The organism is Methylobacterium brachythecii (assembly GCF_014196345.1).
In the GTDB taxonomy this organism is placed as follows: domain Bacteria; phylum Pseudomonadota; class Alphaproteobacteria; order Rhizobiales; family Beijerinckiaceae; genus Methylobacterium; species Methylobacterium brachythecii.
In genome coordinates this window covers 428,549-446,916 of sequence record NZ_JACIDN010000005.1, presented here as the reverse complement: position 1 = coordinate 446,916, position 18,368 = coordinate 428,549, and the positions used below count along the sequence as shown (strand labels likewise).

The following is an 18,368-nucleotide window of genomic DNA, read 5'->3' as shown; positions in this document are numbered from 1 at the left end:
CCTGCTATTTAAGCACCACCGCTTACTCTTTGGGCGTTTGGCTGTTACGTTCTAACGGTTGCTGCCGGGCATCGCGTACGGCGACAGTCTGCGCTTAAGAAATCGTCCGTCCGATTTGCTGCCGACGATCTTGCCCTCTTCCGCGACGATCTTGCCGCGGAGAAGCGTCATAACCGGCCAACCGGTCACCTGTTGGCCCTCGTAAGGGGTGTAGTCGGCTCCGTGATGCATGAGGCGTTGCGAAATCGTCTCCTTCCGGTTCGGATCCCATAGAACGATGTCGGCATCGAAGCCCGGCGCGATCGACCCCTTTTCCGGATAAAGGCCGTAGATCTTGGCATGGTTCGTCGACGTGAGGGCAACAAACTCGTTGACGGTTATTCTGCCCTCGGCGACGCCGCGAGAGTAGAGAATTGGAAGCCTTGTCTCGACGCCTGGTATGCCGTTCGGCACCCACCTGAAAGAGGTTCGTGCCTTATCGTTGAGCTTTCCGCCGACTCCTTCGTAGAAGAAAGGGCAGTGGTCGGATGAGAACGTCTGGAAGACGCCTGTCTTGATGCCTGACCAGACGGCTTCCCAGCTCTCTTTTTCTCGGGGTGGAGGCGAGCAGACGTATTTTCCGCCGGTCTCGTCCATGTTCAGGCCCTTGAGGTCCTCGCTCGTCAGCGCAATGTATTGGGGGCACGTTTCGCCGTAGATCTTCATCCCGCGATTCTGAGCCCATCGGATCTGCTCCATCGGCTCGCGACCGGAGACGTGGACGATCATGATCGGAACGTCGGTAAGTTCCGCATGGCTGATCGCACGATGGGTCGCCTCACGTTCGACGCTCTCCGGGCGGGATACCGCGTGATAGTAGGGGGCCGTTTTGCCGACAGCCTCGAGACGCTCGGTCATGAAGCGAATGGCGTCGTAGCCCTCGCAGTGGACCATCACGAGCGCCTTGCAGTCCCTCGCGCTCGAAAAGACCTCCAGCAATTGCCGATCATTCAGTACGAGATCGTCGTACGTCATGAAGACCTTGAACGAAGTGTATCCATCCTCCACCAGAGCCGGCAGCTCCTGAGATAGAACCGATGGCGTCGGATCGGTGACGATCAGGTGAAACCCGTAGTCGCAATACGATTGGCCGTCGGCCTCCTTATGGTAGTTGACCACGGAGCTTCGGAGCGAGGCCCCGCGCGGCTGCAGAGCGAAAGGCAGAACGGTGGTATTGCCGCCGGCGACGGCCGAGCGGGTGCCGCTCTCGAACCCGTCTGCCATGGCCGGGCCGTCGAAGGACGGCTGCGCCAGATGCACGTGACTGTCGATACCGCCCGGCATGACCAGAAGACCGCTCGCATCGATGATCTTCGTGCCGTCCGTAAGGATGTTCGCGACGGTCATGATCTTGCCGTGGCGGATGCCGACATCGGCTCGAAACGTATCGGTTGCAGTGACGACGATGCCGCCTCGAATAATGACATCGAATTGATTCATTTGATTGCATCTCTCGACGGCAAGTATGTAAATGTATTCGGTTTAGTGCGAGTTCAGCAGGATTATTTGTTTTTAAGATTAGATTTCCGTATTGGATATATTTTGCTGATTACAACATGACGTCGCCGCCATTCGGCGACAGGTTTTGACCGCAAAAGTTTCTTCCACCGAATTCCGATGCGAGGAGCAGGGCTGCTGGTGCGATCTCCTCGACACTGCCGAAGCGTCCGACCGGAAGCTGAGCCATTTTCATGGCTCGCCATTCCTCGGACAGGCTGGCGAGAACTTCGGTCTCCACCGGTCCTGGAGCGAGGCCGTTGACGGTGACGTTGTGGCGAGCCCCTTCGTAGCTGAGGGCACGGACGAAGCCGACGATGCCGGCTTTGGCGGCGCAGTAATGCGCGAGGCCGGGAGCCCCTTTGTAGGCGAGCTGGGACGAGGTCAAAATGATGCGCCCGTACTTGCGTTCGACCATTCCCGAGAAGAAGGCGTGTGTGATCAGGAACGAGCCACGCAGGTGGACGGCGATCATGCGGTCCCATTCGGCGACGCTCATCTCCGTGAACATCCTGTCGCCGCCGATGCCGGCGCAGTTCACCAGGATGTCGACGGGCCCGAGCTGGTCGTCGCACCAGGCTTTCGCCCGGGCAACGGAGGTCTCACATGAGACATCGCATTCGGTTGCCGCTGCCGAACGGCCTCGGGCCGAAAGGTCGGCGACGAAGGCCGCGGTTTCGTCCTGGCGCTGATAGTGTCCGATGCCGACGCGTGCGCCTTTCGCGGTGAAGAGGTCCACGATCGCGCGCCCGATACCGCTGCTTCCGCCCGTGACGAAGGCGGTGCGGCCTGCAAGTGAGAAGGTTTCCAAGACCGGATCCTCAGGACGCTTTGGACTGTTCTGCTAGCCATGCGGCGTAGGTCCGCAGGCGTGTCTCGAGATCGTGGCGCGGTGCGTAATCGAGATCCCGGCGCGCGGCCGAGATGTCGAATTCATGCTGAAGGTCGTCGACAGGATCGGCGCCGGCGCCTAATTCGATGTCGGCGCCGGGAATAATCGAGCGGACCAGATCCGCGATCTCGCCGAGCGTTTTGTAGGTCCCCCCCGTCACCGTGTAGACCCGGCGTGGAAGTTCCGGCCGGTCGAAGGCCTGGATCAGCGCGTTCGCCGCGTCGTCGACGTAGATGTATTGTCGCGGGAAGTCCTTGCCGAAGGCGAACCTGGTTCGACTGCCCGCCTGGGCATCCGCGATCATCGTCCGGATCGCGCAATCCGTGCTTCTGCGCGGACCGAAGACCCATGAGATCCGGAGGCTCGTTCCGTCCAGCCCGTATTGCGACGCATAGGTCGAGACGAGCTGCTCACCCGCGACCTTGCTGGCCCCGTAGACCGTCTTCGGCTGAAGCGCGATGTCTTCTGGAACGGGACCCGGCGGCGTCGGTCCGAAGGCGCTCGTCGAAGAGCAGTAGATGAAGCGCGAGGCTCCGTGGATCCTCGCGATCTCCAGCATGTTGGCCGTCCCGACGATGTTGACCTCCACCATGGAGAACGGATTCTCACGAGCGACCATCGGACCGGAATGCGCGCCGCAATGGATCACGCCACGCAGCCCGTTGCGGACGAGGGCGTGCATGTGATGGACGTCTGCGAGGTCGCATTCGGTTACAGGACCGAAGGTTTTCATCCCCTTCGAGCGGTCGACGGCAATCACCGAGTCCCCTCGCTCTTCGAGAAATTGACGAACTTTGTTTCCCAGCAGGCCGGCGGCGCCAGTGACGAGAACAGGCCCTGGGCGGCTCATCGAACGAACTCCAACTCAGTCTTGGGAGCCTTGCCTGAACGGTTGGCCTCGATGGGAAGCTCGGCTGCGAGGAGCATCCTGGTGTAGGCCTCTTTGGGTCGCGCGAAGATCTGTTCCGTCTCTCCGTGCTCCACGATCTTGCCGTGGCGCATGACGGCCACGTTGTGGGCAAGTGAACGGACTGAGTTGAGGTCGTGCGTGATGAACAGTGCCGACAGCCCCATGCGGGCTTGGAGTTCGCGTACGAGATCGATGATCTGTGCTCTCACGCGGATGTCGAGCGCCGTGGTCGGCTCGTCGAAGACGACGAAATCCGGACCGGTCGCGAGCGCTCTCGCGATGCCGACACGCTTCTGCTCACCCGCCGTCAATTGATGCGGATAAAGCCCTGCGACGCGACGGGGAAGATGCACGAGGTCGATGAGCCGGGTCACTTCGGCGGCACGTTCGGCGCCGCCTCTCTGTCCGGTGAGGGCCAGCGGTTCGCTGATCAGATCCACGACCTGCCAGCGCGGGTTGAGGGCGACGTAGGGCTCCTGGAAGACGACCTGCAGACGCCGACGCATGCGCCGGAACTCGTGCTCCCTCAGGCCCAGGATCTCCGTCCCGTCGAACATCACCGACCCGGAATCCGCCTGCAGCAATTTGAGCAGGCATTGGCCGGCGGTGGTTTTCCCGGAGCCGCTCTCTCCGACGAGGGCGAGCGTTTCTCCCTTGCAAAGTCTGAACGAGATGCCGTCAACGGCGCGTACGACGGCCTGGCCGCCATCCACGACGAACGTCTTGCGAAGCTCCTTCACGTCGAGCAGCGGTTGGATCGAAGCCGCAGGCGCGTCGTCGCCGCTCTGATCCCTCGGAGCCGGGCGAACCTTGGCGGCATCGAGCAGAAGGCGGCTATACTCCGTTTCGGGTTTGTCCAGGAATTGATCGACCGGCTTCAATTCGATCAGTCGGCCGCCCTGTATGATCCCCACACGATCGCAGTAGTGGGAGATGATGCCGAGATCGTGCGTGATCAGCAGAACGCCGAGGCCGAGTTCTCGTCCTTTGCTGACGAGCAGGTCGAGGACCTGAGCCTGGATGGTCGCATCGAGGCCCAACGTGGCGTCGTCCGCCAGGATCAGCTTGGGCTCGGCGATGAGCGCCATGGCGATGACGACGCGCTGCGCCATGCCGCCGGACAATTCATGCGGGAAAGCCTCGTATCGGGCCTCGGGATTGACGATGCCGACCTGCCGGAAGACGTCGATGACCCGGCTTCTGATCTCGGTCCTGCTCGCGGGGCGGTGAGCCTTCAGAACGCGGCCGACCTGACTGCCGACCGTCGCGACCGGATCGAGGAGCAGCTTGGCGTTGGTGCCGATCAGGGCAACCTCGCCACCCCGCAGCGCGCGCTTTCTCGCTTCGGGCAGCTTGCCGACAGACTGGCCCTCGACCCGGATGTCGCCCGCCGTGATCGCTCCTCCCTTGGGGAGGAGGTCGATGATGGCGCGGGTGAGGATGGATTTCCCGGCGCCGGTTTCGCCGACGAGACCGACGATCTCGTTGCGGTTGAGGGCGAAGTTCAGGCCGTCGAGAACGGGCGCACCGTCGCCGAACGCGATCGTCAGATCTTCGACCTCCAGGAGGGGAGAGCGTTCCGGGGCCATCACGAAATCGTCTCCGCATTCGGGTCGGTGACCGCTTGAGCGAAGTCACCAAGAAGAGCGAAGCAGAGAACCGAGAAAACGATGGCCAGGCCCGGAAACAGGGCGACCCACCAAACGCCGAGGATCATCTGCTGAGCCCCGTTGCCGACCATCAGCCCCCATTCCGGCGTCGGCATGCGAACGCCGGCACCGATGAACGACAGGCCGGCCGTCAACAGGATCGCCATGCCGATACTGATCGAGACCTGGACGATGACCGGAGTCAGAGCGTTCGGAAGGATGTGGCGGAACATGATGGACAGGTCGCTCGCTCCACTGCAGCGGGCTGCACTGATGAAGGGACGCTCGCGCAGGGAGAGCACTTCGGCGCGGATCAACCGGGCAAACATCGGAATGAACAGGACGCCCAGGACGATCGCCACGTTCCAGACTTCCTGCCCGAGAACCGAGACCAGGGCCATGCCGAGAACGAAGACCGGAAACGACTGTATGAAGTCAAACACCCGCATGATCAGATTACTGAATATATTTCGATAGTATCCAATCAAAAGACCGACCGGTACTCCGACAATAAAGGCTGCGATGACCGATGATACGCTGATCAGGAGATTTATTCTTGTCGCGTAGATCACGCGCGAAAGAATATCCATGCCGGACACGTCGGTTCCGAACCAATGCGCGACAGACGGAGGTTGAAGCGAACTCAGCGGGTCGGCGTCGATGGGCGAGTATGGCGCGATATACGGCGCCAGCGCGATCGCGATGATCTGGATGGCCAACAGGGAAAAGCCGATACCGGCAGCCAGACCAAAGTGCCTTCTCACATTCTCGAAAAAGGCCTTCATACCTTAATCCTCGGATCAGCGAATTCGTAGAGGATGTCTACAGTCATGTAGACCAGCAAAATAAAAGCGGCGGCGACGAGCACGAATCCTTGAAGTGCCGGATAGTCGCTATTGACGACTGCTTGGACGGCGTATTGTCCGAGGCCGCCCCATGCGAACAACGTCTCCACGAGGACGGCGGCGCCGAGAAGAAATCCGAACAGGAAGCCGACCAACGTGATGATGGGCGGCAGGCTGTTGCGCAGCGCGCTCCTGACGATGACGGATTCCGGAAGTCCGCTGGCCCTGGCATGCCTTATAAAGTCCGAGCGGTAGACGTCCCCGAAAACTGTCCTCGTCAGCTTCATGAGCGCGCCGGCATTCACGATGGTCAGCGTCAGCACGGGGAGCACGAGCCGGCCGGCAGACGAAATGAACGCGTCCCAATTGCCGGTGAGAAGACTATCGATGATGTAGAAGCCGGTAATTCGGTTCGGAGGAGGCAACAGGGCATCGATCCGGCCGAACGGTGCCGGCGCGACGCCGAGCAGGTAGAACAGGAAGTAGATCAGCAGCAACGCGACCCAGAAGTCCGGGATCGCACCGGCGGCCAGCCCGTAGATCCGGCTTGCGCGGTCGACCGCTCCGCCGCGCCTGACGACGGCCGTGACGGCGACGGCGACGCCGATGATGACCGTGGCCAGCATGGCCCAGCAGATGAGCTCGAGAGTGGCGGGAGCGCGTTCGAGCAGATCCTGGAGGACGGGATTCGAGGTGAAGATGGATGTGCCCAAGTCGCCGTGGGCGACATTGTCGAGATAGCGAACGAACTGCACCCAGATGCTGTCGTTCAGACCGAGCCTTTCACGAAGGCTCACAATGGCCTCAGGCGTCGCCATGTTTCCAAGCAGGAGCAGGGCCGGATCGCCGGGAAGCAGCCTTATGAGAAAGAAGGTCGCGAACATGACCCCGAACATTTGCGGAATCAGGATGCTTAGCCGAGACAGGATGATCCGGGCAGATCGCGGCAGTCGGCGCCAATATGTGATGAGTGCTCTCAAAGCCGATATATCTCCCGCTGCTCCGCCGCCCGGATTCTTATTTGCTTGAGCTGGAATAAATGAAGTGTTTATTCTTTATAAAAGTCGAACCAGTTGTTGCCATTCGGCGTATACCAGGAGTATCCCTTGACGTTAGCCCGCGTTGCGAGCTGATATCCGGGATTCATCAGAAATACCCATGGAGCAGACTGCATCACGATCTCCTGCACGCGTCGCATGCCGTCGATGCGCTTGCTTTCGTCGGTCGTGGTCAGGCCGAGATTGATCAGCTGATCGACATCTTCGTTCTTGAAGTGCGAGTAGTTGATCAAAGACTTACTGTTCAGCCACAGGTTGGCGACGTAGGCGGCGTCGGGCACGATGGCCATGTCCCGGAAGAAATACATCGGTATTTCACCCTTGGTGTACCGATCGACGAGCGTCGAGGCCGGTAGTTTCTGCAGTTCCACGTCGACGCCGGCGCGTGCGAAGGCGGTCTTCAGGATGAGAGCGATCTCTTCTTCGATTGGCTCGCTCGAGCGATAACCGAGCTGTGTCTTGAAGCCCTGCGGCAGCCCCGCTTCCTTGAGCAAGGCGACGGCTTTGTTCACGTCGTTGCCGTACGGGAAATACTGATCCGTGAAGCCCGGATAGATCTCCGCAATCGGGCTTTTCGTATCGCGGGCCGTATCGAAGTAGATCGCCTTGCGAATTTCATCCCGGGGAACCAGGTAGTTCATCGCCTGACGGATGCGGACATCGTCGAATGGCGGCTTGCCGTTGAACATCTCAACTCGATGAACGTAATTTCCGAAGACTTTCCAGATCTTGACGCTCGGGCTGCGGCTCAGGAGGTTCAGCTCACGCGGCAGAAGCCATTCAGCGACGTCGACCGAACCGGTCTGCAGGGCCGCAACCCGATTGGACGAGGTCGGCACTTCTCGGAAGATGATGCGCGAAAGTTTTGCGGGCCCCCGCCAGTAATTTGGGTTGGCTTCGTAATTGACCTCTTGTCCAGGAACGATCTTCGTCACCTGATACGGGGCGAACGAGGCCGAGTGGTTGGCGAGCCATTTTGAGGCCCACGGATCCTCGTTCGTGGTGTGCTTTTTCACCTCCGTCGAGTCGAGGATGCCCAGGTCGTTGTTGACCCAGATCCTGTCCACTAACGGAGAAGGCTGCGGCAGGGTGACCTGGACGGTCATGCCGTCGATCTTTTTAAACGACTTATCGAAGTCCTGAATCTTGAGCACCTGACTCATGTACCAGTGGAACGTTGCTTTCAGAATCCAGCCTCGGGTGAAAGTCCACATCAAGTCGTCGGCCGTAAGCTCGTTGCCGACATAACTTCTGACGCCCTTGCGTAGGTGGAACGTAATCGTCGTCTTGTCGAGAGAGACCTCGAACTTCTCCGCAATACCTCCGACGATCTGGCCAAAATCTTCGACGACGATATTTTCCTCGTTCTTCTTGGGTGCGTAGTTCAGCAGGCGCTCATAGATGTTGCGGCGCGCTTCATGGCTGGCTTCCGTTGGTGGATATTCCTGGTCGAGAGATTCGGGCGTCCGAGGCCCCGCCACGAGCAAAGTGGTTTTCGGGTCCGGAGCCGGGGCCGAGAAAGCCGAGTTCGCCGCCATGATGACAGCGAGCGATCCGAGGAATCGCGCGGACATCGCGGCCTGTCCATTCTGCCGGCGATCAATCCGGTCGGGTCGCGTGATCTTACCCAATAGCCCGTGCGGACCACGTACAAAACGGACCATTTCCAGTGCCCCTTTGAATATTCGAATCCGCGAGATTTGCTGCACCGCAACTAAGAAGTTGACCGCAACGCAACATCTGACTGTACACATAATTGTATACGATGCTTGAGCGATGTCGATGCGTTTTTTTCGGCAGCCCGCGCGCAAGATCAGGGCAACTGCTACAAAACAGGGCCATATCGCTGACGGAGGGCCGTCAGCTTCCGGGGTGGGCGGCGCGCTTGCTCGCGATGTCTTATCGATACGCGCATCGGTTTTGGTCGCGGTCGGGAGCTTTCTCCAAGCGATGATATCGAAGTACTTGGATCGGGCGCGCGCCGCGCAGGCCGAGTGGCAGATCGGCTCTAGTTTTCAGCCGGGCTCATAAAGCTGGGGGACCCGATCAAGCTTCCCCCTCCTCCTCGCCACTGGGCCGTCCAGCCAAGTCTCGGAATGTGCCCCGAAGTGGTCCAGGATGCCGGCATCGATAGCGACATTTGGTAGACGTGATTACGTTCGGCTCCCTCAAACATCGTCTCCGATCCGGAAGACCTCGATCGACCGCGCGGTGGTTGCTTTCAGCGGCTGGGCGCGGACAGACGCATACCTCAACCAATCGGCTCGTCGATGGGCATGCCGCTCGGTGCCGAGAGCAAAGTCACTCGAGGGCGTCCGCCGCTTCCTGCTTCGTTGTTTCGAAACCGCGCGTCGCGAACGCGGGCTTTGAGATGCCGACGAACTTGATCGCGGTCGTCAGGTTCCACGACCATCCGCGGCTTAGTCCGGCGTAGTCGCTCTTCGACTGAACGGGGATGCGCCCGGTGTGCTTGGGCTCGGGAACGACCTACGGGTCACGATCTCGGACGTCGTAAACGTGTCCATCGAGAAGTTCATCGGGATTTGGCCGCATTCGATCACGACGATCCGTAACGGCATCATGGCGGTCCGAACCTACAACCGCCAGGAGGCCGAACGGAGGAGGCGTCGAGAGTGCTCCGGTAGCCCGACTTTCTGTCCCGGTTTAGGCTGATTGAGCGCCGAAGGCGAGTTGTCTGCTTCCGGCCAGCCTTTGCCATTTCGCGAAGGTCCGCGTTTCGCTTCTACGCCCCGAAGCAGACGGGCCGGAACCCAACCCAACGGTCATCAAGCGGTCGGTATCGACGTCCGTTTCCGAACAATTCGCTACCAGCCAGAATGACCGAGATGGGCGCGATGCTTCCGGCGCCACCGCCGATCGGATGTCCGCTTTCCGGCATTGTGCCAGGTCGCGCGAATGACGAGGCTGGGTCGGTAGATGCACGTCCGCTTTTCCAGCGGATTTCATCCGAAACGGACCAGCTGCTTTCGGCCAGCTTGTGCCGGCCGTCGAACGTCCGCTTGTCGAATTTGGCGCCCGAAAGCAGATCGGCAGATCTCCATCCAACCAAGTCACTCGTCGGCGCCGCTGTGCGCCATGAGCGGACATCAGCCCACCGCCCGGCAGCAGACATTCAGTTTCAGGTAGGCGCCCGTCCGTTGTCGACCCGACCTCGTCATATACGGGGGCTGCCGCATTATCCGATAGTGGTCGCTGCTTTTGCCAGTGCCCCGGCTGCGGTGCGCCCATCCCAGTCGTTCGGGGCAGACTAGAGCCGCTGCCGATCATGCTGGATCGTATGCATCGTATCCAGCGGCGGCGAGGTAGTTGCGACACTCGTCCGGGGTGAACGCGGCGAGTGCCTGGCGGATCGCCTGTCTGAGATCGGTGATGGTTCGCGCCGCAGCGGAGCGGAGGAGCGCCTTCAGCTTGGCGAAGGCTTGCTCGATTGGGTTGAGGTCGGGCGAGTAGGGGGGCAGGTAGAGGAGGCGCGCACCGGCCGCCTGGACGGCCTTGCGCACGCCCGCGACTTTGTGGGCCGGGAGATTGTCCAGGATCACCGTGTCGCCCGGCCTCAGGGTCGGGACCAGGATGTCGGTCACGTAGGCGCGGAAGCGCTCGCCGTTCGTCGCTCCGTCGAACATCGTCGTGGCGGCCAGGCCGCTGGCGCGGAGCGCGGCCGTGATGGTGGTGGTTTTCGCTTCGCGGCCCTTCGGGTCCAGTGTCCCTGTGGGACGCCGACCCGGCAGCGCTCGCCACGTGGGGCTCGGCCATAGCGGCGCGCCATGGCCGTGGTCGCCGCGGTCTCGTCGAGGAAGACGAGGCTGTCGGGATCGAGTTCGTCCTGGCTTTCGAACCAGTCCTCGCGCTCGGCCTTTACGTCGGACCGATCCTGCTCGGCCGCGTGGCCTGTGTTTTTTTGCGCGTGATCCCGTGCCGCTTGAAGAAGCGAGACAGGCCGCTCTCGCTCGTGGCGACGCCCCGCTCGGCCATCAGGCCCCGCAACTCCGACAGGAAGATCGTCGGCTGCGCCTCGTAGAGGCTCAGGATCAGGTCCGCGTGCGCCTCGACGTGCTGCGAGCGCCGGTCGCCGCCCTGCGGCTTGGCCGCCACCCGACCCTCCTGCGTGAAGCTTTCCTGCCAGCGGATGGCGCTGGACGGGCTGACCCCGAAGCGCCGCGCTGCGCCCCGACGCGAGGAGCCTTCCTCCACGGCATGCACGACGCGCTCACGCAGATCGGACGACAATGGCGACGACATCGACCCTCCTGTCGGAAAGCCGAAAGAGAATCAGATCAGCCCGATCCTGAAAACCCAGGTCGACTCCGCCTGATCGGCGGCGGCTCTAATTAATTCAGAGCGGACATACGAGCCGGGCAGGCAATGAACCGAGTGGTGTGGATATCAGCCGGCCTGCTTCCAGGTGGCGAATCTTCCAAGCAGGTATTTGAACTTCGTCAGTTCCTCGGCGATTCTTGCCAGAAGAACGCTGCGGCTGCCGACTTTAACAAATCCTTACAAAAGAACCGGCGCGGCTCTCACCGCGCCTTTCGCCTTTTAAAGTGCCGTCCGTTGCTCAGTGCGCGTGGGCGCCGCTGGCTCCGATGCCGGTCTCCGAGCGCACGAACTGTGCGTCGAAGGCCGCGCGTTCCCGCTGAGCCCGCCGCGTGTTGTCCAGCTTCGACACCACGAAGATGGTCAAGAAGGCCAGAGGCATCGAGAACAGCGTCGGGTTGTCGAAGGGGAACAGGGCCGCGGGATGACCGAAGGTCGTCACCCAGACCGCCTTCGAAAGCACGACCATGGTCACCGCCGTTACCAGACCGACGAGGCCACCGAGCAGCGCGCCCCAAGTGGTCGTTCCCCGCCAAAGGATCGACATAGACAAGACCGGGAAGTTGCAGCTCGCCGCCACCGAGAAGGCGAGCCCAACCATGAAAGCCACGTTCTGGTTCTCGAAGACGTAGCCGAGATAGATCGCGACGATCCCGATCACCACCGCGGCGATCTTCGAGAGCCGGACCTCGGCGCCTTCGGTCGTGCGCCCGCGGGCGATGACCTGGGCGTAGAGATCGTGGCTCACGGCCGATGCGCCGGCCAGCGTCAGGCCCGCCACCACCGCCAGGATGGTCGCGAAGGCCACTGCCGAGATGAAGCCCAGGAAGTACGGGCCGCCCACGGCGTTGGCGAGGTTCACGGCGACCATGTTGGTGCCGCCGACCATGTCCTTGAGCTTGTCGAAGGTGCCCGCCGCGCCGAGCTTGAAGTAGCTCGGATCGGACATCAGCAGGGCGATGCCGCCGAAGCCGATGATGAAGGTCAGGATGTAGAAATAGCCGATCAGGCCGGTGGCGTAGAACACCGACTTGCGGGCCGCCTGCGCGTCCGAGACCGTGAAGAACCGCATCAGGATGTGCGGCAGGCCGGCTGTGCCGAACATCAGGCCGACGCCGAGCGAGATCGCCTCGATCGGGTTCGAGACCAAGCCGCCGGGCGCCATGATGGCATCGCCCTTCGGGTGCGTGGCGACGGCCGCGGCGAACAGCGACTCTGGGTGGAAGCCGTACTTGTACAGCACGGCGATGGCCATGAAGGTCGCGCCGCCGAGCAACAGGCACGCCTTGATGACCTGAACCCAGGTCGTCGCTTTCATGCCGCCGAAGGCCACGTAGATGATCATCAGCGCGCCGACGATCACCACCGCGTAGAGGTAGGGCAGACCGAACAGGAGCTGGATCAGCTTCCCCGCGCCGACCATCTGCGCGATCAGGTAGAAGGCCACCACGACGAGGGTACCGACGGCCGAGATGATGCGGATCGAAGTCTGGTCGAGGCGGAACGAAGCCACGTCGGCGAAGGTGTACTTGCCGAGGTTGCGAAGGCGCTCCGCGATCAGGAAGAGCACGATCGGCCAACCGACGAGGAAGCCGGTGGAGTAGATCAGCCCGTCGAAGCCCGAGGTGTAGACGAGGCCAGAGATGCCGAGAAACGAGGCCGCGGACATGTAGTCGCCCGCGATGGCGAGCGAGTTGGTGCCAGCCGAAATGCCGCCGCCCGCTGCGTAGAAGTCGGAGGCCGACTTCGTGCCCTTGGCAGCTTTGTAGGTGATGCCGAGGGTGAACAGCACGAAGAACAGGAACATGCCGATGGCAGGCCAGTTCGTCGCCTGCTGCGTGATCGCGCCGAGATCAGGGCCAGCGGCCCAAGCTGTCGTCGCCGCGAGCCCGATGACACCGACAGCCCCGAGGCCGCCCAGGATGTGCGGGCGGGTCATCGAGCCAGGCTCCGTGCGAGTTCGGCCGATAGGCGGTCGAAGCGGGTGTTGGCGCGCGCGACGTAGATCCCGGTGAGGATGAAGGCGAAGACGATGACGCCGACGCCCATGAACAGCCCGAGCGAGGCCGTGCCGGAGACCTTCGTAGCGAGCAGTTGCTTGTCGAAGGCGATCAGGCCGATGAAGCCGAAATAGACGACCAGCATCAGGATTGTCAGGATCCAGCCGAAGCTCGTGCGCTCGCGGACCAGGGTCTGGAATATTGAATTTGCGGCGATGGTCGAACTCGCATCGGCAGGCCGCTGAGCGGCTTTTGCCGACGATGGATCGATCACCTGCTTTGCTGGTGGATGAAGCGTTGTCATACCGAAGCTCCGCGAAAAAACGGCCCGGCTTTTGACCGGGCCAAGGTGCGCTCCCCTCTTGTCGAGATGCTGGGAAGGGAGAGCTGGAGGAACGCGACGTCAGAAGCGGTATCTCACGCCCGCGCTGACGGTACGATCGTCGCCGCCGGAGCGCGCGAAGCTGGTCGAGCCGGTCAAGAGGCCGCTGAAGCCGTTTCCGAGATCGAAGTCGAGACCGCCGGCGATGCGGCCATAGACGTCGTCGTTCAGGCGCCCGGTCTGCGTCCGGATCAGCAGCGCCGGCGCGTAGGTCTGGAACGAGCTCACGGTGCGGACCCCGTCCAGGAAGTCGTGCTGCGCCGTCACGTTCAGGAACGGGCTGGCGAGACCACCGAAGATCGGCAGGGCCGAGCGGATCTGGACGCCACCGCCTGCCGTCAGACCTTCGAGGCTCTGGCGCCGGACACCGATCGTGAGGAGGGGATCTCCGCTCTCGGCGTAGGGATCGACGTTGACGTGAGCGTAGGCCATCTCGGCGACCGGGCCGGCCTTGAAGGAGCCGAAGTCGAAGAGGTAGCCGACACGGGCCGCGGCGGTGAAGGTGTCGCCCGAGGGAGACGCGGTCAGGCGATCGTTGAGAACGCCGGGCCGGCCGATGGTATAGTTGTTTCCGCCATAGGTGAGCACACCGTCGGCGAAGAACTCCGAGTAGGACAGCGAGGCGAAGACCGATCCCTGGAAGCTGTCCAGATCGATGCGGCCGTTGGAGAGACCCCGCAGATCGACGCTGGTGTTCAGGTAGTTGAACGCGGCGCCGAGCACGAGGTTGGGTGTGGCCTGGTAGAGCAGGCCGGCCGTCACGCCGCCGAAGTCGGCGCTGTAGCTGTTGCCGATGCTGCCGCCGCCGGCGCGGTTCTGAGCCGTGCGGTCGGCGTTGAGGTAGGTCCCGAGCGCGAACACCGAGAACGGGCTACCCGGGATGACCGGGATCGTCACAGGCGCTGGCGCCTTGCCGGGGAGGTCGGCCGAGTACATGGCAGGCACGGACATCGCCATGTTGCGGCGACGCTCGGCGCTGAGGAAGTCGATCAGCGTCGAGGAGAAGGCGATGCCTGCGCTTTGACCGAGATCGCCCTGCGGACCGATGGTCAGCGGGGCATTGAGCTGGTTGGCCAGGAAGGCCGCTATGTAGCTGTTAGTACGGCCGGTATCGTGGACGCCGTCGACGGTGATGTACTGATTGACCGTCGCACCGCCGTCGGCAGCGCCGATAGCCTTACAAGACGGAACCAGGACGCAGGGCGTGTTGCCATCCGGACCGTAGCCGAACGCGGTCGGGTTGGCGCGAAGGCGGGTGATGAGCGCATCGACATCGAAGTAGTGAATGTTGAGACCGGCCGCCGAAAGCGGCGCTAGCGCGCCCGGCAGGGCGGCGTTGATCGCCCGGGCGACGTCGTTGCCGCCGAGCGGGGTCGAGCTGACGCCGGGGATCGTCACGAGATCCGGCCGGTCGGTCTTCTGATTGAAGACGACGAACTCGCGTCCTCCGTTTCCAGCCAGTGCCTGGATGGCGGCATTGGTGTTGGCGAGCAGATTGGTAACGACCAGGGTCTTTGCCTCCGGGGTCACCGCTCCGGCGGCGGCAATGTCGTTGTAGCCCATCCAGATGCTGAAGAGGTCGCGCGGACTGAAGCGGCCGATGCGTGCGATGGACTCCGCGACCTGATCGGGTAGACCCCACGGCTTCACAGGAGAAAAATTCGGATCAGGATCTAGATGGTACGACCGCGAGCCCCCGACGGCATATCCGTCTTCGGGTCGGTAAGGCAGCCCGATGAGCGCCGGAACGACTTCAGCGTAGGCGGGGCGGTTCGCCGACGTCCCGTCTTGGTAGATAACGGAACCGATGGCCGCGTTCGCAGCGATGGTGGGGCTGAACCCGGTCTCGCGTAGAATTCGGCCGTTGTCCGTAAGACTGTCACCGAAGGTGACGTAGCGAGTGAAGTAGGCTGACTGCGCCTGTGCACCGGCGCAGGTCATCAGCAGGCTGCCGCAGGCGGCAGCCATCATTTTCCGAAACATGGCGTGATCTCCCCTTGGAAGTTCTTGCCCCGGGATCTCGCGTCCCGGTTTCATCTACGGGTGAAGGAATTCCACCCGGATCAGTCGGCCGGCCCGCCCTTGGCGAAACCGGCTCGCATCATGTCGACGAACCGCGAAAGGGCAGGCTTCGGATCGTATTCGGCGATCGTGGCTCGATCGACAATCATGCCTCTCAGCATGGCGGTCATCGCCCAGTACAAGTCTCCGCAGTCGCGTTCGGGCAAGCCGGCCGAAGCCGTCAGCGTATCGAGGAACCAGGCGCGTCCCTTTGCGTCGGCGCTGGCGACGATGTCGGCGATTGCGGGATTACGGGTAGCCTCTGCCCAAATCTCGACCTGTAGGATTGCGGCGTCACGGGTCATTGCCGTGAAGTAGCTTGCAACCATATCGATATAGACTTCGGTTTGGTCACCGCTTTTAACGAGCTCTTCCCAAAGCTCCGCGTTGCGGTTCCGGTCGCGCTCAATGATGCCGAGGACAATCGCCTCCTTCGAAGAGAAGTAGTGATAGAAATTCCCGGCGCTCATCGATGCGGCCTTAGCCAATGCGAGCATCGTGGTTCTATGGAAGCCGTTGCGCACGAAACAGGTTTCCGCAGCATCAAGAATCCGCTCGCGGCGATCGGTTCTTGGAGCGGGAGTATCTATAAACGCAGACGTGGGCTTCATCCGTCGGACCTCTTGGGCCCGACGCTGCGTCGGGCTGCTCCGCTCCTTGAACAACGGGGCCCGTATGTCGGCAACCACATCCGCTTTGTCATCGCGACGAGGATGGATTGAAGGGCCACTAAAGGCTGCATCGGTTCTTAGGAATGACAGGTGGCGAGGCCACCTCATGTTGGTCATCATGAGAGGTCGCTGTGCTTCGGCCAGTCGGCCCACCCGGGCCAATATATGACCTGTCGCTACACGACTGCGCTGACTTGCGTCGTGATATGAGTCTGCGCTTCGCAGCAAATAGCACATGCTATCCCCTCGTCAGCAAAGTTGTAATTGAACGTTCATTCATATGTCAATGAACGTTCGATTACGGCCAGTGTCAGAGCTCGCTACTGTCTGATGCGTGCTTTCTCTGCCACATCGTGGACCTGCACGTTCTGGAGCAAACAAAATCCTATTCCCCACCGGGCGAAGGGTCCCGCGAAGTTCGATGGCCATTCGGAGTCGAAGTTGCCAGGTAGGCGGAGGGAAGAAGGGTTGCTCCGACGAAGGGCGGCCAGCGGATGGCATAGGCGTCTTACGTCCAGATCAGTCTGGGCGGTTGCGTCCGCTTCTCTAAGTCGCCTGCCTGGACGCTGCCGTTCCGCTTCCGCCCGGGCGATGTCGAACCTCGGACGTCGGCTTCCTGAGTTCGGCGACGGAAAGCGGCCCAGCGGAACTCCACCCAATTGAGCCATTGATGATCGCGGCTGTGCGCCAGGAGCAGAAGTTGGTCGCCTGCCCAGAAGCAGACATTCTGCAACCGACCCCAACCTCGCCGTACACGAGCGACCGCCCGTTCCCCGAAAGCGGACGGGACGTCCCTTCTGGTGCTTCAGCGGCAGCGGTGCGCTCATCTCGGTAGTTCTAACCAAGCGATCCCCAGCTTTAGAGCAGACGTTCCGAGAGGCACGCCGATATCTGAAACGAGATGTTCTCTATTCCTCGACTTTTTGAGGCCCTAACCAAGGGAGCGGATTAGACGAAATTTGCGGTAAGCCTGCACCCGATGGCGAGGCATCGATGATTGTCAATACGACCGCGGAGTGCCCACCTATGGCCTGCAGGCATTGGGGTGGAGGGCGCCAGCTGACGATGCGCGAGGACCGGCGCCTACTTTTTTAGGATCGAACGGCCATGGCCCGAGCGTCCTGTTCACTTGCATCCTCGGGCTGAAGCATCGGACCAAGTGCGCGGATGCATTCCGTGATGTGCGTGAGCACCACCCGAATACGCGGGGTGTCGCGGTTGTCCTTGTGGACGAGCAACAGCACGTCTGCGCTGGGTGGCGCGACCCGCACCGAAATTCGGGTCAATCTCGGTTCAGCGTCTGCTCGGAACCGCGCTAGGCAAGCTAAGCCGCCTCCATTGGCCGCCGCGAGCACGGCGGCCTCGTGGCTGCTGGTCTGCAGCACCACCGTGGCTCGAGATGCCAATTCGGTCAGCCACGCCGATTGCGTCATCTCCTGGGTGTCGTCGAGCTGCGTGATTAGGCGATGCCCCGAACATCCGTCCCCAAAATCCATCGCGCCGTGATCCGCGAGGTAATCCGCCGTCGCGTAGAGTCCGAAGGCGATGCCGCCGATGCGCCGCAGGACCAAGTCATGCTGTTCCGGCTGCTTAAGCCGCACCGAAATGTCCGCCTCGCGCATCGACAGGCTGAGTTCCCGCGGGTTGGGGATGAGCTCGACCATGACGTCAGGATACGACGCGTGAAGACGTGCGAAGCTCGGAGCCAGGATCTGGGCCGCCATCGTCTCGGCGCAGGTGACGCGGACTAGCCCTCTCAGCCGGGCGTCGCGACCGCTGACGTCGCGTTCCAGCGCCAGGGCCGCTGCCTCAAGCTGTTCTGCCTTCTCGCGTACGGCTACGCCGGCCAAGGTCGGCACGTAGCCGTCCGGAGTGCGATTGAGCAGACGCACCGCAAGCGTCGCCTCCAACGAGGTTAGACGACGTCCGACAGTCGATTGCGAGACGTGCAGGACCTTGGCAGCTGCGGACAGGGTGCCATGTCGGGCGAGAGCCAGGAAGAATCTCAAGTCGTCCCAGTCGAGCATCC

At 61.9% G+C, this 18,368-nt stretch carries 12 protein-coding genes and 1 pseudogene; all 13 read right to left on the bottom strand.

What is annotated here, in order from left to right:
- Positions 1-51 precede the first annotated feature (51 nt).
- The 13 genes and pseudogenes from hydA to GGR33_RS15670 all read right to left on the bottom strand — a co-directional run bounded on the left by hydA (position 52) and on the right by GGR33_RS15670 (position 18,366).
- On the bottom strand, positions 52-1,479 hold the full coding sequence (hydA, locus tag GGR33_RS15730) for a dihydropyrimidinase (RefSeq protein ID WP_183506818.1): 1,428 nt from the start codon (positions 1,477-1,479) through the stop codon (positions 52-54).
- A 109-nt stretch (positions 1,480-1,588) separates the two neighbouring features.
- Positions 1,589-2,347 carry an SDR family NAD(P)-dependent oxidoreductase gene (locus tag GGR33_RS15725; RefSeq protein ID WP_183506816.1) on the bottom strand — a complete coding sequence of 253 codons (759 nt, stop codon included), beginning with the start codon at positions 2,345-2,347 and terminating at the stop codon, positions 1,589-1,591.
- A gap of 10 nt (positions 2,348-2,357) precedes the next feature.
- On the bottom strand, positions 2,358-3,278 hold the full coding sequence (locus GGR33_RS15720; protein ID WP_183506814.1) for an NAD-dependent epimerase/dehydratase family protein: 921 nt from the start codon (positions 3,276-3,278) through the stop codon (positions 2,358-2,360).
- A complete protein-coding gene (locus GGR33_RS15715; protein WP_183506812.1) occupies positions 3,275-4,927 on the bottom strand; it encodes an ATP-binding cassette domain-containing protein in 1,653 nt (550 codons plus the stop codon). Before GGR33_RS15715 ends, GGR33_RS15720 begins: the two co-directional genes overlap by 4 nt.
- Positions 4,927-5,772 carry an ABC transporter permease gene (locus GGR33_RS15710; protein ID WP_183506810.1) on the bottom strand — a complete coding sequence of 282 codons (846 nt, stop codon included), beginning with the start codon at positions 5,770-5,772 and terminating at the stop codon, positions 4,927-4,929. Before GGR33_RS15710 ends, GGR33_RS15715 begins: the two co-directional genes overlap by 1 nt.
- Positions 5,769-6,812: an ABC transporter permease gene (locus tag GGR33_RS15705; RefSeq protein WP_281381171.1), complete on the bottom strand. Its 1,044-nt coding sequence runs from the start codon at positions 6,810-6,812 to the stop codon at positions 5,769-5,771. Before GGR33_RS15705 ends, GGR33_RS15710 begins: the two co-directional genes overlap by 4 nt.
- A 68-nt stretch (positions 6,813-6,880) precedes the next feature.
- Positions 6,881-8,464, bottom strand: a complete 1,584-nt coding sequence (locus GGR33_RS15700) for an ABC transporter substrate-binding protein (protein WP_183506806.1) — start codon at positions 8,462-8,464, stop codon at positions 6,881-6,883.
- A 1,710-nt stretch (positions 8,465-10,174) separates the two neighbouring features.
- Positions 10,175-11,150: pseudogene (locus GGR33_RS15695) on the bottom strand (IS630 family transposase).
- A 316-nt stretch (positions 11,151-11,466) separates the two neighbouring features.
- On the bottom strand, positions 11,467-13,164 hold the full coding sequence (locus GGR33_RS15690) for a cation acetate symporter (RefSeq protein ID WP_183506804.1): 1,698 nt from the start codon (positions 13,162-13,164) through the stop codon (positions 11,467-11,469).
- Positions 13,161-13,529, bottom strand: a complete 369-nt coding sequence (locus GGR33_RS15685; RefSeq protein ID WP_183506802.1) for a DUF485 domain-containing protein — start codon at positions 13,527-13,529, stop codon at positions 13,161-13,163. Before GGR33_RS15685 ends, GGR33_RS15690 begins: the two co-directional genes overlap by 4 nt.
- Before the next feature lie 99 nt (positions 13,530-13,628).
- Complete coding sequence (locus GGR33_RS15680; RefSeq protein WP_183506800.1) at positions 13,629-15,590, bottom strand: autotransporter domain-containing protein; 1,962 nt, start codon at positions 15,588-15,590, stop codon at positions 13,629-13,631.
- 80 nt (positions 15,591-15,670) lie between these two features.
- Entirely contained in the window at positions 15,671-16,279 is a 609-nt protein-coding gene (locus GGR33_RS15675; protein ID WP_183506798.1) for a TetR/AcrR family transcriptional regulator, read from the bottom strand.
- 1,151 nt (positions 16,280-17,430) lie between these two features.
- Entirely contained in the window at positions 17,431-18,366 is a 936-nt protein-coding gene (locus tag GGR33_RS15670) for a LysR family transcriptional regulator (protein WP_183506796.1), read from the bottom strand.
- Positions 18,367-18,368 lie beyond the last annotated feature (2 nt).

Bases quoted from the DNA above. Each gene is read 5' to 3' on its own strand.
- GGR33_RS15685 (WP_183506802.1), bottom strand. From the start codon at position 13,529: ATGACAACGCTTCATCCACCAGCAAAGCAGGTGATCGATCCATCGTCG.
- GGR33_RS15675 (WP_183506798.1), bottom strand. From the start codon at position 16,279: ATGAAGCCCACGTCTGCGTTTATAGATACTCCCGCTCCAAGAACCGAT.
- GGR33_RS15715 (WP_183506812.1), bottom strand. From the start codon at position 4,927: ATGGCCCCGGAACGCTCTCCCCTCCTGGAGGTCGAAGATCTGACGATC.
- hydA (WP_183506818.1), bottom strand. From the start codon at position 1,479: ATGAATCAATTCGATGTCATTATTCGAGGCGGCATCGTCGTCACTGCA.
- GGR33_RS15670 (WP_183506796.1), bottom strand. From the start codon at position 18,366: ATGCTCGACTGGGACGACTTGAGATTCTTCCTGGCTCTCGCCCGACAT.
- GGR33_RS15700 (WP_183506806.1), bottom strand. From the start codon at position 8,464: ATGTCCGCGCGATTCCTCGGATCGCTCGCTGTCATCATGGCGGCGAAC.
- GGR33_RS15710 (WP_183506810.1), bottom strand. From the start codon at position 5,772: ATGAAGGCCTTTTTCGAGAATGTGAGAAGGCACTTTGGTCTGGCTGCC.
- GGR33_RS15720 (WP_183506814.1), bottom strand. From the start codon at position 3,278: ATGAGCCGCCCAGGGCCTGTTCTCGTCACTGGCGCCGCCGGCCTGCTG.
- GGR33_RS15690 (WP_183506804.1), bottom strand. From the start codon at position 13,164: ATGACCCGCCCGCACATCCTGGGCGGCCTCGGGGCTGTCGGTGTCATC.
- GGR33_RS15680 (WP_183506800.1), bottom strand. From the start codon at position 15,590: ATGTTTCGGAAAATGATGGCTGCCGCCTGCGGCAGCCTGCTGATGACC.